Source organism: Sphingobium boeckii (genome assembly GCF_014199215.1).
In the GTDB taxonomy this organism is placed as follows: domain Bacteria; phylum Pseudomonadota; class Alphaproteobacteria; order Sphingomonadales; family Sphingomonadaceae; genus Sphingobium_A; species Sphingobium_A boeckii.
Map to the genome: position 1 here is coordinate 518,336 of NZ_JACIJC010000002.1, position 15,650 is coordinate 533,985.

At 63.3% G+C, this 15,650-nt stretch carries 18 protein-coding genes; 9 read left to right on the top strand and 9 right to left on the bottom strand.

The window, feature by feature from the left end; genetic code table 11:
- Positions 1-8: 8 nt before the first annotated feature.
- Genes FHS49_RS07590 through glmU form a run of 3 tightly spaced genes read right to left on the bottom strand, consistent with a single transcriptional unit; the run spans position 9 to position 2,083 of the window.
- The gene (locus tag FHS49_RS07590) at positions 9-377 is read right to left on the bottom strand and encodes a PIN domain-containing protein (RefSeq protein ID WP_184016918.1); all 369 of its coding nucleotides are present in this window, start codon (positions 375-377) and stop codon (positions 9-11) included.
- Positions 374-691, bottom strand: a complete 318-nt coding sequence (locus FHS49_RS07595; protein WP_184016920.1) for a ribbon-helix-helix protein, CopG family — start codon at positions 689-691, stop codon at positions 374-376. The genes FHS49_RS07590 and FHS49_RS07595 overlap by 4 nt, the downstream gene beginning before the upstream one ends.
- A 33-nt stretch (positions 692-724) precedes the next feature.
- On the bottom strand, positions 725-2,083 hold the full coding sequence (glmU, locus tag FHS49_RS07600; protein ID WP_184016922.1) for a bifunctional UDP-N-acetylglucosamine diphosphorylase/glucosamine-1-phosphate N-acetyltransferase GlmU: 1,359 nt from the start codon (positions 2,081-2,083) through the stop codon (positions 725-727).
- A gap of 73 nt (positions 2,084-2,156) precedes the next feature.
- Between glmU and FHS49_RS07605 the strand changes: the two genes are divergently transcribed.
- A complete protein-coding gene (locus FHS49_RS07605) occupies positions 2,157-2,831 on the top strand; it encodes an HAD hydrolase-like protein (protein ID WP_184016924.1) in 675 nt (224 codons plus the stop codon).
- Positions 2,832-2,895: 64 nt separating this feature from the next.
- Here FHS49_RS07605 and FHS49_RS07610 read toward each other — a convergent pair whose 3' ends face one another.
- Genes FHS49_RS07610 through FHS49_RS07625 form a run of 4 tightly spaced genes read right to left on the bottom strand, consistent with a single transcriptional unit; the run spans position 2,896 to position 5,477 of the window.
- Entirely contained in the window at positions 2,896-3,930 is a 1,035-nt protein-coding gene (locus FHS49_RS07610) for a nucleotidyltransferase domain-containing protein (protein WP_184016926.1), read from the bottom strand.
- Positions 3,927-4,793: an HprK-related kinase A gene (locus FHS49_RS07615; protein WP_184016928.1), complete on the bottom strand. Its 867-nt coding sequence runs from the start codon at positions 4,791-4,793 to the stop codon at positions 3,927-3,929. Before FHS49_RS07615 ends, FHS49_RS07610 begins: the two co-directional genes overlap by 4 nt.
- Entirely contained in the window at positions 4,790-5,068 is a 279-nt protein-coding gene (locus tag FHS49_RS07620) for an HPr-rel-A system PqqD family peptide chaperone (RefSeq protein ID WP_184016930.1), read from the bottom strand. Before FHS49_RS07620 ends, FHS49_RS07615 begins: the two co-directional genes overlap by 4 nt.
- A gap of 10 nt (positions 5,069-5,078) precedes the next feature.
- Complete coding sequence (locus tag FHS49_RS07625; RefSeq protein ID WP_184016932.1) at positions 5,079-5,477, bottom strand: hypothetical protein; 399 nt, start codon at positions 5,475-5,477, stop codon at positions 5,079-5,081.
- A 130-nt stretch (positions 5,478-5,607) separates the two neighbouring features.
- Between FHS49_RS07625 and FHS49_RS07630 the strand changes: the two genes are divergently transcribed.
- From FHS49_RS07630 to phoB, 7 genes are all read left to right on the top strand, one after another.
- On the top strand, positions 5,608-6,816 hold the full coding sequence (locus FHS49_RS07630; protein WP_184016934.1) for an ATP-binding protein: 1,209 nt from the start codon (positions 5,608-5,610) through the stop codon (positions 6,814-6,816).
- Positions 6,817-6,925: 109 nt separating this feature from the next.
- A complete protein-coding gene (locus FHS49_RS07635; protein ID WP_246350429.1) occupies positions 6,926-7,972 on the top strand; it encodes a substrate-binding domain-containing protein in 1,047 nt (348 codons plus the stop codon).
- A gap of 82 nt (positions 7,973-8,054) precedes the next feature.
- Positions 8,055-9,443, top strand: a complete 1,389-nt coding sequence (gene pstC / locus FHS49_RS07640; RefSeq protein WP_184016938.1) for a phosphate ABC transporter permease subunit PstC — start codon at positions 8,055-8,057, stop codon at positions 9,441-9,443.
- Complete coding sequence (pstA, locus tag FHS49_RS07645; protein WP_184016940.1) at positions 9,436-10,725, top strand: phosphate ABC transporter permease PstA; 1,290 nt, start codon at positions 9,436-9,438, stop codon at positions 10,723-10,725. Before pstC ends, pstA begins: the two co-directional genes overlap by 8 nt.
- 8 nt (positions 10,726-10,733) lie before the next feature.
- Entirely contained in the window at positions 10,734-11,498 is a 765-nt protein-coding gene (pstB, locus tag FHS49_RS07650) for a phosphate ABC transporter ATP-binding protein PstB (protein WP_184016942.1), read from the top strand.
- Positions 11,499-11,509: 11 nt separating this feature from the next.
- The gene (gene phoU / locus FHS49_RS07655; RefSeq protein ID WP_184016944.1) at positions 11,510-12,217 is read left to right on the top strand and encodes a phosphate signaling complex protein PhoU; all 708 of its coding nucleotides are present in this window, start codon (positions 11,510-11,512) and stop codon (positions 12,215-12,217) included.
- 5 nt (positions 12,218-12,222) lie between these two features.
- Entirely contained in the window at positions 12,223-12,918 is a 696-nt protein-coding gene (phoB, locus tag FHS49_RS07660; RefSeq protein WP_184016946.1) for a phosphate regulon transcriptional regulator PhoB, read from the top strand.
- A gap of 9 nt (positions 12,919-12,927) precedes the next feature.
- Here the strand turns inward: phoB and FHS49_RS07665 are convergent, their stop codons facing one another.
- Positions 12,928-13,773, bottom strand: a complete 846-nt coding sequence (locus tag FHS49_RS07665; protein ID WP_184016948.1) for a class I SAM-dependent methyltransferase — start codon at positions 13,771-13,773, stop codon at positions 12,928-12,930.
- Between the two features lie 110 nt (positions 13,774-13,883).
- On the opposite strand from FHS49_RS07665, the gene FHS49_RS07670 reads away from it, so the two are divergent.
- A complete protein-coding gene (locus FHS49_RS07670) occupies positions 13,884-14,288 on the top strand; it encodes a helix-turn-helix domain-containing protein (RefSeq protein ID WP_246350496.1) in 405 nt (134 codons plus the stop codon).
- Here the strand turns inward: FHS49_RS07670 and FHS49_RS07675 are convergent.
- On the bottom strand, positions 14,251-15,648 hold the full coding sequence (locus FHS49_RS07675; RefSeq protein ID WP_184016950.1) for an OprO/OprP family phosphate-selective porin: 1,398 nt from the start codon (positions 15,646-15,648) through the stop codon (positions 14,251-14,253). The two genes, FHS49_RS07670 and FHS49_RS07675, sit on opposite strands and share 38 nt — an antisense overlap.
- Positions 15,649-15,650: the final 2 nt, after the last annotated feature.

Sequence of the window (15,650 nt, forward strand, 5' to 3'; positions counted from 1 at the left end):
GATCCGTCTCAAAGCTGGTAAGGGATGCGGACGCCCAGCATGGCTGCCGGAAAATCCTTGGTATTGCGGGTGACGAGAATGCGACCGGACACCTGCGCCGAGGCCAAAATGATCGAATCGGTCAGCTTCAACCGCTTGCGTTCGGACCGAAGCGTCGCCGCTCTCCGGCCGATTTCTTCGTTCAGTTCGATAATGCTGAAATGCCCCATAAAGCCTTCGGCGCGTACCCCGTCGTCGGGCAAGGCACCAGTCATCACTTCGATCCATGTCATGCGGCTGATGAAACGGCGCGTGTATCGTGTGAGTTCGGCTTGCGCCGCTTTCACGTCGTTCAAGGCGTCGATCAGAATGTTTGAATCGAAAACCGCTTCGGTCACTTGCGGTAACGCTCACGTTCGCGATCATCTTCTTCACTGAACAGATCGGGAAATTCGGCGCGAACCGCGTCATAATCCGGATCCCATGGACGTGTGGATTCGGCGCGCAGCCGGCGCTGCCATTCGACGGCATCGCCGATGTCTGCGCGGTCTTTCCACATGCCGAAATATTTCTCGATGCCCTCGGCGGCGGTTTCGGCACGATAGGTCGAAACCGCCTCACGCAAGATCGCCGCGCGCGATTTGCCCTGCTTTCTGGCAAGATCATCAAGCCATTTGACATCTTCGTCGGGGATATCGGCGAGAAAGCGCATAATGATATACTGATATCATATCATGATATCATGTCAAGATTGGGATGCGGCCTTTCTCGCCATCATCGCCGCCCGAAAGCGCTTGGCCCAACCGGCTTTTTCTTCCTGCGGCGGACGGACCAGCGCCAGCGAATCCGCGGCGACATCCTTGGTTACAACGCTGCCTGCGGCCACGATCGCATTCTCGCCGATCTTCACAGGTGCCACCAGCGCGCTGTTCGATCCGATGAATGCGCCGGCACCGATCTCGGTGCGGTATTTGAAGAAGCCGTCATAATTGCAGGTGATCGTGCCGGCCCCGATGTTAGCGCCCGCGCCGACATCCGCATCGCCCAGATAGGTGAGGTGATTGGCCTTGGCACCCGGACCCAGCACAGCCTTTTTCATCTCGACGAAATTGCCGACTTTGGATTTTTTCCCCATCACCGCGCCGGGACGCAGCCGGGCATAGGGGCCGACCTCTGCGCCCTGCCCGATCGTCGCGCCCTCGATATGGCTGAACCCGTGGATCACGGCCTGTTCCGCAATCGTCACGCCCGGGCCGAAGAAGACATAGGGCTCGATCACGACATCGCGGCCGATCGCAGTGTCATGCGCGAACCAGACCGTGTCCGGCGCGATCAGCGTCACGCCCGCCGCCATCATCTCGCCGCGGCGTTGCCGCTGCCATGCGGCTTCGACGCCCGCCAGCTCAGCGCGGCTATTCACGCCGGCCACTTCCCATGCGTCCGTCTCGATCACCGCGCTCGTCCGGCTGTCGGCGGCGGCCAGCATCACGATATCGGGCAGATAATATTCGCCCGCCGCATTCTCATTCTTCACACGGCCCAGCAGACCAAACAGATCGGCCGCACGCACCGCCATTAGGCCGGAGTTGCACAGATCGACCGTGCGCTCCTCCGCGCTGGCATCCTTATATTCGACCATCTTGGTGATGCCGCCATCGGCATCGGCGACGATCCGGCCATAAGCCGCGGGATCGGCGGGACGGAAGCCCAGCACGACCGCGGCGGGCGCATCCTGAGCGTGCAATCGTGCGATCATCCGCGCCATCGTGCCATCACTCACCAGCGGCACATCGCCATAAAGGATCAACACATCGCCATCGAAACCCGCCAGCGCGGCCTCGGCCTGCTGCACGGCATGGCCGGTGCCGAGTTGTTCGGCCTGCACCGCGAATTTCACTGCACTGCCCGCAAGCGACGCCTCGATCTGCTCGCGTCCAGCGCCGACGACGACCACCGTTTCGGCAGGCGCGAGTTTTGCCACACTGCCCAGCAGGTGATGCAACATCGGCCGCCCGGCGATCGGATGAAGCACCTTGTGCATATCGGATTTCATCCGCGTCCCCTGCCCCGCGGCCAGGATGATCGCTGCAACGGGCTGGGTCATGCTCGGTTCCTCATCCGCTGGCATTGCCACGATCTGCTTGCCAATTCCATAGCCCCACGGGCAAGGACCGCGCATGAGTGATTTTCCCTTTGCCGTCATCGGCTTCGATCTGGACGGCACCTTGCTGGACACCAGCCGCGATCTTGCGGATGCCGTGAACCACGCGCTCGATCTGGCAGGTCGCCCTCTGCTGACCGTGAACCAGATCAAGCCGATGATCGGCGGCGGGGCGAAGAAGATGCTGGAGCATGGCCTGAACGCCACCGGCGGGTGCGAACCGGAAGAGATGAAGCGGCTCTATCGTGCGTTGCTCGATTTTTATGAAGACAATCTCTCGAACGGCACCTTGCCTTTTCCCGGCCTGCTCGACGCCATGTCGACCCTGGATGCCCGCAGCGTGCGACTGGCGGTTTGCACCAACAAATTCGAGCATCTGGCGGTGAAGTTGTTGACCGAACTCGATCTGATCGATCGCTTCGCCTGCGTCATCGGCGGCGATACGATGGGCAAAGGCCATGCCAAGCCCAGCGCCGTGCCGATCCACGAAATGATCGCGCGGTCAGGCGGCGGGCGCGCAGCGTTCGTGGGGGATTCGATCTTCGATACGATGGCTGCAAAAAATGCGGGCATCCCCAGCGTTGCGGTCAGCTTCGGGTTTCTGCTCGGGCCGGTGGAAGCGCTCGAAGCCGATGCGGTGATCGATCATTATGACGAGCTCATCCCGGCGCTGGAACGACTGGGCGGCTGAATAGGGAAATGCGGAGGGCCACCCGCAAGCAGCAAAACTGTCTCGGAAAACCCTCCGCTCTCAATCAACGCGCTTCACCGCCGTCGGTTCCAGGGAGACGGATCCCGCCTTTGCGCCACTTCGTCCATAAATGCCGCATCAGCATCAGTGGCGGCATTCGTAGCCAGTGCGAGCGTATGTAGAATAACAACCGCGTGAATGGGCGGGTCTCGCGCCCCCATCGATCGCGCGCGGTCAACCGGCGAAGATAGAGCCGGTCGGACAAATGCAGCGGACCGGCGTGAACCGGCGTCCCGTACAGCGCATGGGTCTGGCGCAAGGCGCGGGCCAGATGGCGGCTCAATCCGTGCAGCGCCGCGCGCGCGGCCAGCCGCTCCCCAAATCCGTCCACCGCGCCGAATTGCCGCAGCAGCCGGTCCTGGTCCCAAAGATTGCGCAAGCCACCCGCCAGATCGCCATCGGCAAACAGATGCGCCACGCTGTGGAGGATCATGTCTTCGGGGCAAAACACCCTCAACCCGTCCCCCAAAGTCACGCTCTGCGCGATCATGGCGGCCGCATCCGGCGTCTGCCGCGCCGTCAGCGGCAATATGGTGTGATGCACGTCGATCATCCGGTCCCGCTCGCGATGGATGAGCGGCGGCAGTTCGTGCATGTGATCGCGATAATAAGCGTCGTCATAGGGATCGGGCTTCACCCATTCCCATCCCGCCGCGATCAAGGCACCCTCAGCGTTGCCCAGCGCGGCGCGCGGGATCATGACATCCAGATCGCCGATCGAACGCCCGACACCCGCGTCTAGACCGGCAGCCACATAGGCCGTGCCTTTCATCAGAACCACCGGAATGCCCAGCGGGCACAGTGCCCGGTGCGCCATTTCCGCCTCCCACAAGGCCGTCCGCCGCCACTCTGCCGACGATGCCCGCGCCTCCTCGCACATGCGGGCGACCGCGATCGGCAAGGCCTGTCCTTCCAGCCTGAAGGCGAGGCTGCCGATCATCTGCTCAGCGCGGGCCGCGGCAATCAGCCCCGTCCAGCCATCAGCGTCCAGCGTCGCTATGGACCCCGGATCGCGCATAGCATCGACCAGCGCCTTCATGAGGCCAAGGTCGCCCAGAGCCGCTCGACCTGCGCCACAGCACGCGCGGTATCGGGATAGTCGATCGCGATGGACGGCACCGATTTGACCAGCCCGGTCAACGCCGCAAAGCCCGGCTCGCCCAGCGCGACATAATTGGTCGACGCCTGGGTCAGCCTGACGAACACCTCGCTTGGGGCCATGGGTCGCTCGGCGCTTTCGAAGCCGAAGCGCGGAAACAGGATCAGCGCGGGCCGGGCTGGCCGATCCATCGCCGCCAGCGCCGCATCATTGGGCCGCAAATGACGGATATCGCCTTTGGGCGTGCCTTTCAGCAAGGGACCGAAGCGCCTGGAGTCCACGTCGGCCGCCATCGTCGCGATCGCTTCATTCTTCAGGCTGATCATGCGGGGAAAGGCGTGAAGTTGCCCCGTGGCTGGATCGAGCAGCGCGAATTCATCGCCCATGAAACGCCAGCCGCGCTCGCCCAGAAGCGCGGCGAGCGTCGATTTGCCCGCGCCCGAATGGCCCGTCATCAGCAACGCCCGGCCATCGCGCTCCACCGCGGAGGCATGAAGGATCAGATAGCGCCGCTGCCCCAGCGCCATCTGCAAATTCATGCCCATTTCAGCGGCGAGCAGCCCCTGCGCCAGCGGCAAGGGCGCGGCATCGGGCAAGGTGAAATCCCCGCGGATCGCAACCGAAGGCCGGATCCAGCGTCGCCAGGGCCGCTCAGCCTCCAGCCGCACCGTGAAATCGGCGACGCCATCATCGGGCGTGGGATAGCCCGCATAAAGCGTGCGTAGGTGTTCGACCGGCCCGGCCCAGGCGGATCCTATGCGAAATCCCACCGGGCCGATCCTGACGGCGAAAGCGTGCCTCATACGCGCCACAGCAGTCCGATCGCCTCAAGCTCCGCCAGCCGCGCCGCGATGATCGTCGCTGCGTCTGCCGGATCGAATTCATGGGCGATCGCCAGCCGCGCGACGATCCCGGCCGCGTCCGCCGGTCCGGCCGCCAGCGCTTCCAATATCTGCGGTATGGGTTCGCAGACGAGATGCGTCTGCCCCGAAGGCCGGTGATGGATCGCATCCAGAGCATCCAGGGACACCCGCCGCCGCGCTTCGGGCGGATCGGCCGCATACAGGATCGCCGCCATCAGCGGAGCTTCAGCGCCGTGGATTCTGCAGTGATGCGTAGCAGGTGAAGCCGCTCTGGCCGATCTGCAAACGACGGATATAATTGGTATAGGCCTGGCTGCGCTGCGGATCCGCACCCGGCAGCGAACGCCCCCGCAACGCCGCTTTCACCTGTTCCCCGGCAAACGGGCGCGGCGAAGGCGGGAAGGCACCGGGGGTGTTGGGCGGAACGAGCTTGCCTTCCGCAGTGATGTAATTGCTGGCGCGGCCCGCATCGGGCACCGGGATCTGGCAATTGAGCACTGAGCCCGCCGTCTGCGCCAGCGCGGGACGGATCGAGACGACCGCCGATGCGGCGACCGCACCCAGCATCAGCGCACGACGCCGCGTGCTGCCTGCCTCTGCGTCCTTCTGATCGCGCTCGCTCATCGCTCACCTTTATCATCGAACGGTTACCATATCGGAAAAGCTGCAGCGCCACGACGGCGTTAACCCTGAAAGAAGAGTGTAACAAATTTCCGCGCGCGAAAGCCATGATTTGCGATTAAGGAGCACGCCCATGCAGCCTGCCCCTTCCCCCTGGACCATCGCCGCCGCCATCGTGGTCCTGATCATCGCGGTCGCGGGGCTCGTGCTGGGCGCCACATGGGAAGCCGCGCTGATCTTCCTCATCGGCGGCTGGGGCGCGGTGCTGCTCGCGATCTTTCCGTTGCTCAGTCATGCGGATACCGATGCCGTCACAGCGCCACAGCCCTCCAACGCGGCAGCCCTGCAGGATTATCTCGATGCGCTGTTCGATCCGGTTTTGCTGGTGAGCGAAAGCCGGGTGGTCGCTGCGAATGGCGCAGCGAAGCTGCTGCTCGGCAATCACATCATCGACGAGGATGTGCGCACCGCCATCCGCCATCCCGCCGTGGCCGAGCATCTGGCGAGCGCCGAGCGGGAAAGGCCGGATCGCGGCATCGAACTGGTCGGCCTCGGCACCCGCGATCAGCGCTGGCTGATGCGGGTCGCTGAAACGGGCCAGGGACTGATGCTCGTTCACCTGATCGATCGCAGCATGGCACACGCGGCGGAACGAATGCGTGTCGATTTCGTGGCCAATGCCAGCCATGAATTGCGCACGCCGCTGGCCGCGATTCTGGGCTTTATCGAAACGCTGGGGGATGATGATGCGGGCGGCGATGCGGAAACCCGCAATCGCTTTCTCGGCGTGATGATGAATGAGGCGCGCCGGATGCAGGGGTTGGTGGATGATCTCATCTCGCTCTCGCGGATCGAGGCGGACAAGCATCGCGCGCCCGATGACGCGGTGGATCTCGCCGGCCTGATCGGCGAAGTGAACCGCGTCGTCAAACAGGGGCCGGGCGGCAAGGACCGCGAACTGATCGTGACGATCGAGCCCGATGTGGCCGCTGTGGCGGGCGACAAGGGGCAGCTCTCGCAGCTCCTCCACAATATCGTGGGCAATGCGATCAAATATGGCCGCGCGGGATCGCCGATTCGCATCTCCATGGCGCGATCGGGCGCGAACATGATCCGCCTAGCGGTGCAGGACGAAGGCGATGGAATCGAGCCCGCGCATCTGCCCCGCCTGACCGAACGGTTTTACCGGGTCGATTCGGGCCGCAGCCGCGCGATGGGCGGCACCGGCCTTGGCCTGTCGATCGTGAAACACATTGTGGAGCGTCACCGCGGGCGGCTGGATATCACCAGCATTCCGGGAACGGGAACCACGGTCAGCATCATGCTGCCGACAGCGCCCTGACTTGCCGCAAGCGCTGTCATAAAACTGCAATCATTTTGCAACAAAAGGCTCAAGACTCGCTGCTAGGGCGAGCGCCAGGCAGCCGGTCCTGGCTGCAATGGAGATCCAGATGTTCAAGACTTTCGCCCTCGTTGCCGTGAGCGCGCTTGCCCTGTCTGCCTGCGGCGATCCCGCCACCGGCGGCGCTGGCGGTGCACGCGATCAGGTGAAGATCGTCGGTTCATCGACTGTCTACCCGTTCACATCCGCCGTGGCCGAAACCTTTGGCCGCAACAATCCGGGTTTCAAGACCCCCGTCGTCGAATCGACCGGCACGGGTTCGGGCATGAAACTGTTTTGCGCAGGCGTCGGCGCGGGCCATCCCGATATCGAAAATGCGTCGCGCCGCATGAAGAAATCCGAGTTCGAAGATTGCCAGAAAAATGGCGTGAAAGACATTGTCGAGGTTCAGGTGGGCATCGACGGCTTGGCGCTGATCGAATCCAATGCAGGCCCGAAAATGAACCTGACCGTGGAGGACGTTTACAAGGCGATCGCCGCCAATCCCTATGGCAAGCCCAATGCGGCCAAGACCTGGAAAGACGTGAACCCCGCGCTTCCCGCGATCGCGATCAAGGTCTTCGGCCCGCCCTCCACATCGGGCACGCGGGACTCGCTGGCCGAACTGATCCTGGACAAGGGCTGCAACAAGAATCCGGAGATGGAAGCGCTGAAGAAGAGCGATGCCGACAAGCATAAGGACATTTGCACGAAGGTGCGCGAAGATGGTGCCTATGTGGAATCGGGTGAGAATGACAATCTGATCGTCCAGAAGCTCACCGCCAATCCCGATGCGATCGGCGTATTGGGCTACAGTTTCCTCGAGGAAAATCTGAAGGATGTGCGCGGCATCGCGATAAACGGCGTCGAGCCGACTTATGAAACGATCGCCGGCTTCACCTATCCCGGCGCGCGCGCGATGTTCATCTATGTGAAGGGCGCGCATCTCACGGCCATTCCCGGCCTGAAGGAATTCCTGGCCGAATATGCCAACGCCTGGACCCCCGGCGGCTATCTCGCCAAGCGCGGCCTGATCGCCTCGCCTGACGCGATCCGCGCCAAGAATGCCGAGATCGTCCAGAAGCTCACCATGATGACCGGTGCCGATCTGAGCTGATACCACTGACACCAATGCCGGGCGGAGATCGTCTCCGTCCGGCCATTGCCCTTTGCTTTACTGAAAGGCTGGAAACAGCGCCGTGTCTCTGCTCGCCATCCTTTTCCTGGTTCTCGGTCTCGGCCTGATCTCGTGGATCAGCGCTCGTATGCGCGCATCGCGCTTCGTGCGCGGCGTCGGCTCCGATCGTCCGCATTCGCTGCCATCCTATCACGGCTGGTATGTCGGGCTGTGGGTCACCATCCCCGCGCTGCTGTTCCTTGCTGTCTGGGCGTCGGTTTCGCCCGGTCTGATCAGCCAGGCTGTGCTGGCGACGCCGGGCGCGGCAAATTTGCCGGCATTCGGCATGGAGCGCGCCGCGGTGCTCTCCGAAGCCCGCGCCATTGCCACCGGCGCAGTGCATGGCGGCTTCCACGCACAGGCGGCATCGCTCGCGCCGGCCTATCGCACCGCGATCATGCACTATGGCCTGATCGGGGCGGCAGTCACGCTGATCCTCGCTTTCGCCGGCGGCGCGTTCGCCTTCACCAAGGTGCGCTCCGATTTCCGGGCACGCACGCGCGTCGAGCGTCTCGTGATGGGCGCGCTGCTGATCGCCTCGCTGATCGCGATTCTTACGACGATCGGCATCTTCGGCTCGCTCGTGTTCGAATCCTGGCGTTTCTTCAACATGGTCTCTCCGCTGGAATTCCTTTTCGGGACGCAGTGGAGCCCGCAGACGGCAATCCGCGCGGATCAGGTGGGATCGTCCGGCGCGTTCGGTGCCGTGGCGCTGTTCTGGGGCACGATCTTTATCGGCGCGATCATCGCGATGATCGTGGCCATTCCGCTTGGCCTGATGAGCGCGGTCTATCTCACCCAATATGCCAAGCCCTCCACACGCCGCTGGGTAAAGCCGATCCTGGAGATTCTCGCGGGCGTGCCAACCGTCGTCTATGGCTATTTCGCGGCACTCACCGTGGCACCGGCGCTGCGGGATTTCGCTGTGATGATCGGGATCAGCAACGCCTCCTCCGAATCCGCGCTCGCTGCAGGCATCGTGATGGGCGTGATGATCATTCCCTTCGTCTCCTCCATGGCCGATGATTCGATTGCCGCTGTGCCGCAGTCGATGCGCGATGGGTCGCTCGCAATGGGCGCCACGCCTTCGGAGACGATCCGCAAGGTCTTGCTCCCCGCTGCGCTCCCCGGCGTGGTTGGTGGTGTCCTGCTCGCCGTCAGCCGCGCGATCGGCGAGACGATGATCGTGGTGATGGCCGCTGGCCTCGCCGCCAATCTCACGCTCAATCCCTTCGCCAGCGTGACCACCGTGACCACCCAGATCGTCCAGCTTTTGACGGGCGATCAGGAGTTCGAAAGCGCCAAGACGCTCGCAGCCTTCGCGCTCGGCCTGGTGCTGTTCATCGTCACCCTGCTGCTCAACATCGTCGCGCTCCGCGTGGTGAAGAAATACCGGGAAGCCTATGACTGAGCTGGCCGCCATGACCCCGGTGCCCACCGCACCCAAGCGCATTCCGACCGATTGGAAGAGCGATCTGATGCAGCGCCGCATCCGCAAGCGCTACGCCTCGGAACGCCGGTTCCGCTTCATCGGCCTCGCCGCGGTGTCGCTCTCGGTCGCGTTTCTCGCCTTCCTGCTGATCACGATGATCGGCAATGGCGCGCGCGGCTTCACGCAGACGGATATCCGCCTTCCCGTGAACTTCGCGCAGACCTCGCTGATGCTGGATCCCACTGCGCTGACGGGGCCGAATGCGGAGGCCGCGCTGGCGGCCGCCAATATCCAGGGGGCCACTGAAGAAGCCGCCGTAGCCGCCTTCGGGCCGGACGGTGCCGATTATATCTCCGACGGTGCCTGGCTGTCCGTGCGCGCCGCTATCCGCAAGGATCCGGCGATCCTGGGCAAGACGGTGGATATTGCGGTTCCCGCCTCCACCCATATCGACATTGCGGCCAAGAACGGCGCTGACCCCGAAATTCGCGCGGCCTATCAGAAGCTGGAAGCCACCGGACGGCTCAGCACCGGCTTCAATCTGAACTTCCTCACCGGATCCAATTCCAACGATCCCACGCTGGTGGGCATCTGGGGCGCGTTCAAGGGATCGCTGCTCACGATGATCGTCACGCTGCTGCTGGCCTTCCCGATCGGCGTGCTGGCGGCGCTGTATCTGGAGGAATATGCCCCGCGCAACCGCTGGACCGATCTGATCGAGGTTTCGATCAACAATCTGGCGGCTGTGCCCTCAATCATCTTCGGCCTGCTGGGGCTTGCCGTCTTCCTGAACGTGATGCACCTGCCGCGCTCCGCCGCGCTCGTGGGTGGCCTCACGCTGGCACTGATGACGATGCCCGTTATCGTCATCGCCGGGCGCAATGCGATCAAATCCGTCCCCCCCTCGATCCGCGACGCGGCGCTGGGCATCGGCGCATCGCCGGTGCAGGTGGTGTTCCATCATGTGCTGCCGCTCGCCCTGCCCGGCATCCTGACTGGCACGATCATCGGCATGGCGCGCGCGCTGGGCGAAACCGCGCCGCTGCTGATGATCGGGATGCGCGCCTTCATCCCCGCCCCGCCCGCGGGGATCACCGATCCGGCGACCGTATTGCCCGTGCAAATCTATCTCTGGGCGGATGAAGTGAGCCGTGGCTTTGTGGAGAAGACCTCCGCCGCGATCATCGTCCTTCTTGTCTTCCTGCTCTCCATGAACGGGTTGGCCATCTATCTTCGCAACAAATTCGAACAGCGCTGGTGATTGGAAACATGACGACAAACCACAAGATGATCGCGCGCGACGTCTCCGTTTTCTACGGCGACAAGAAGGCGATCGACAGCGTTTCGATCGATGTGGACATGGAGAATGTCACGGCATTCATCGGCCCGTCCGGCTGCGGCAAATCCACCTTTCTGCGCACATTGAATCGCATGAACGACACGATATCGATCGCGCGTGTCGAAGGCACGATCGAGCTGGATGGCGAGGATATCTATGCCTCTGGCATGGACGTGGTGCAGCTTCGGGCGCGGGTCGGCATGGTTTTCCAAAAGCCCAATCCCTTCCCCAAATCCATTTACGAAAATGTGGCCTATGGGCCGCGCATCCATGGGCTGGCCGCGGGCAAGCCGGAGATGGATCAGGTGGTGGAGAAATCGCTGCGCCGTGCCGGCCTGTGGGACGAGGTGAAGGATCGGCTTCAGGATAGCGGCACCGCGCTTTCGGGCGGCCAGCAGCAGCGCCTGTGCATCGCGCGCGCCATTGCGGTGGATCCCGAAGTGATCCTGATGGACGAGCCCTGCTCGGCGCTCGATCCGATCGCCACCGCCAAGATCGAGGAACTGATCCACGAATTGCGCGGCCGCTATGCCATCGTGATCGTGACCCACAACATGCAGCAGGCCGCCCGCGTTTCGCAGCGCACCGCGTTTTTCCATCTCGGCACGCTTGTGGAATATGGCGAAACATCTGAAATCTTCACCAATCCGCGTCAGGAAAAGACGAAGGATTACATCACCGGCCGTTACGGCTGAAGGAACGCAATATGGCTCAGGGCACCGAACACACGATCAAGGCATTCGACGATGACATCGGCCAATTGCGCGGACTCATTTCCGAAATGGGTGGCCGCGCCGAAGCCGCACTGACGGCCGCGATCGAGGCGCTGGTCAAACGCGATAACGAGACCGCGAGCCGGGTTGTGATCGAAGACAAGAAGATCGACGCGCTTGAAACCGAAGTGGACAAGCTGGCCGTGCGGGTGATCGCATTGCGCGCGCCCATGGCGGACGATCTGCGTGAAGTCGTCGCCGCGCTCAAGATCGCGGGCGTGGTCGAGCGGATCGGTGATTATGCCAAGAGCATCGCCAAACGCGTGCCGCTGTTCGAAAGCCGCCGCATGATCGAGCCGATCTCGTTGATCCCGGCCATGGCCCGGGTGGCGACCGAGATGGTGCATGACGTGCTTGACGCCTTTGCCGCCCGCGATGCCGAAGGCGCGCTGCGGGTGATCGAACGGGACCGCGAGGTGGACGATTTCTACAATTCGATCTTCCGCACGCTCGTCACCTTCATGATGGAAAACCCCAAGACCATCGGCGAAGCGGCGCATCTGCTGTTCATCGCCAAGAATATCGAGCGGATCGGCGATCACGCCACGAATGTAGCCGAAATGGTCTATTTCGCCGCCACCGGACATTATCTCGCGGACCGCGAGCGCGGGGACAATCCCGCCGATCCCAACGAAGGGTAAACCCCATGGCACGCGCAGACATGCTGCTGGTCGAAGACGACGCCGCGCTTGCGGAACTGCTGATCTACACGTTCAAGCGCGAGGATTTCGCGGTTCGGCACACGCCCGATGGCGAGGAAGCGCTGATCCTGGCGCAGGAATCGGCGCCCGATATCGTGCTGCTGGACTGGATGGTGGAAAGCCTGTCCGGCATCGAGGTCTGCCGCCGTCTGCGACGCGCGCCCGAGACCGCGAACGTGCCGATCATCATGCTGACCGCGCGCGGCGAAGAAGAGGATCGCGTCCGCGGCCTTGATACCGGTGCGGATGATTATGTGACCAAGCCCTTCTCCCCGCGCGAACTGGTCGCGCGCGTCGGTGCCGTGCTGCGTCGCGTGCGCCCCGCGCTGGCGGGGGAATCGCTCAGCTATGCCGATCTGGAAATGGATACCGTGGGCCATAAGGTGAAGCGCAATGGCGATGTTGTGCCGCTCGGCCCCACTGAATTCCGCCTGCTCAAGCATTTCCTGGAGCATCCGGGCTGGGTCTTCTCGCGTGAACGCCTGCTGGATTCGGTCTGGGGTCGCGATAGCGAAATCGAACCGCGCACTGTCGACGTGCACATCCGGCGTCTGCGCAAGGCGATCAACGCCGGCGGCAAATCCGATCTGATCCGCACGATCCGCTCGGCTGGCTACGCGCTGGATACCGACGCGGCATAGCCCCGCCGATCAGCCGGCGCGAGCGCGCACAAGCCAGCAGGCGGCGGTAAAATGCGCCATGCCGGCTGACATGTAACGCGCATAGGCCTGCAGGATCGCGTCGGACACGGTGGCGCGCAGCGGGTCCGCCAGATCGGGAAGCCGCACGCCGACCCGCCCCATGCCCAGCGCATAAGTGTGCAGATCCGCTTCGGACAGGGCGCAGGGCACATCGAGCGGCTGGATGTCGATATCCAGCCAGGCCCCCGACAAAATCCCGCGAACGCGCGCGGCATCGGCGAAGGCGAATTGGCCTGGCGCGGTTGCATCCATGACATCCAGTTGCGGCAACCAGCGATCAGCCGCCCGCTCCGCCGCGGTCATGAACGGATTTTCGTCGCGTCCGCGCCAGGCAATGAAGGTGAGGCTGGCTCCCGGACAAACGGCGCGGCGAAGATTGGCGAACGCCGCTTCCGGATCATCGAAGAACATCACGCCGAAACGCGAAATAACCCCATCGAAGCCTTGTGGCTGAAACGGGTGCGTTTGCGCATCGTCCGCGAGGAATGCGGCGGCGATATGCCGGGCCTGCGCACGACGGCGGGCGGCTTCGATCAGCGGCAGCGATATGTCCACGCCCGTACAGTGGCCAGAGGCTGCCAGAGACTGGGCCACCGCCAGCGTGGTCGCCCCCGCGCCGCATCCGATATCGAGGATCTGCGATGCGCCACTATCCTGCGCGATCTGCGTCAACATATGTTCAAAGGGCAGGAACAGCCGATCGAGCAGGGCTTGTTGCGCCACCCAGGCCGCACCGGCGCGCGTGTTCCATAATGCCGATTGTGCCTGATTGGCTTGGGTTGATGAGGCTTTCATGCCGATTCTCCTTGTCTAGACGAGCAGTCCGCCGCACATTGCCACTTCAAGCTGACTTGAGGTCAAGAGTGAAACTTCTGGATATTGCCGAGGTCGCGAAACGCAGCGGGATGTCTGCCTCCAGGCTGCGGTTCTATGAGGAGAAAGGCCTGATCGAGTCGCTCGGCAGGCGCGGATTGCGTAGGCTGTTCGGCGCAGACGTGCTCGATCGCCTGTCGCTGATCGCCTTGGGGCAGATGGCTGGCTTCTCGCTGGATGAGATCGGCGGCATGTTTGGCCGGAACGAAGGGCCGCAAGTCGATCGCGCGCTGCTTGAAGCGAAAGCGGATGAGCTCGATCAGATGATAAGGCAGCTCGAAGCGCTCAGGCACGGCCTTCGGCACGCCGCCGCCTGCCCCGCGCCGAGCCATATGGAATGCCCCAGTTTTCGGCGTTTGATGAAAAGCGCCCGCGCGAATCTGGAGCGCGGCGGATCGCCTAGAAATCGATTTCGGCGCGCATCCCCACAGTACTGACGCCGAAATCATCGCGCACGCCACTTGAGCGCAGCGCATCATGATAATCCAGCCAGCCATAATTGAGCGAGACACGCATCAGATCGACCGGGGTCCAGATCAGCGAGGCCAGATAGGCGTCCTGCTTGCCGCCGATCACGCCATCATCGCTCAGATCGAGATAGTCATAGCGCAGATTGACCTGGAATGCGCCCATTCCGCCTTTGCCGAGCGGACGGCGCACCTTGGTGCGGGCGAATATGCCGTTCTTATAACCACGGGTTTCGCCGGTGAGATAATAGCCGATCTCGCCATAGCTGCCGAAGAAGGTGGGGCGTTCGCCAGACACCATATCCGCGCGCAGCCACGCCGCCTCCGCCGCCACATGCAGCGATCCGCGGACCGCGGCGAATTCCGCCCCATAGCCCAATTCACTTTGGACGTTGAACGCATCGGTGGTGAGGAAACGGGTGTTCGTGCCGTGAAGAAAGGGGCGCTGGCGATAGCGCGTCAACGCGCGCGACAGATCACCGCGATCGCGCCAGTGGACCGATCCGCCAAAATGCAATTGCGTCTTGCCCGCGACCGGGAACCAGACACTGCGGGCATCCACGCTGTAGCTGTTATTCTCGTCTCCGCCGGAGGGGCCATCCACGGCATTGGAAAGATCGCCGACATTGTCGGTGAACCCGCCGCCGCTCACCGTGAAGGCCTTGCCCATATAGGTGATCGAGGCACCCACGCGTCGCTCGAATTCGAAGGCATCCGTGAATGCGGCACGCTCCATGAAGCTGGTGCCGCTGTCACTGGTCAGCTCGTCGAGCGACCAGCCGGGATTCTGCTGGCCCACCATCACGGTCATCGGGCCATGCGCATAGGTCAGATAGGCATCGACCATCTCCACCTGATTATCGGAATAATCCGCCTCGATCTTGTAACCGAAGCCCCCCGGCATCGTGCCTTCCGCGCCGATCCGCGCGCGGCGCATTTCGGAGACCGAGCCAAGCCCGCGATCGGTGGATGCCCTCGGCGCATCGACATAGCCAATGTCCGCCTGGATCCGGCCACGGATCTTGAACAGCCATTCGCTCGACTGGCTCATTTCGGGCGCGCCCTTCCAGGCGATCTTGGTCTGATCGGCGGGCTTCGGCGGGGCGGCAGCCGCCATCGGTGCCGGGGCTGCCGCTGGGGGCGCCGGATTGGCCAAAGCCGGCGCCATCGCGTCCAGCCTGGTTTCCAGCGTGGAGACCTGATCCTTCAGCCGCTGGATTTCCGCGCGCAGCGCCGCAACATCGTCCGCGCTCTGCGCCAAGGCGAGGCCCGGCGCGCACAGAGCGCTCGCCGCCATCAGCAGCGCCAGCCGCTTACCCCAGTCAGTCATCC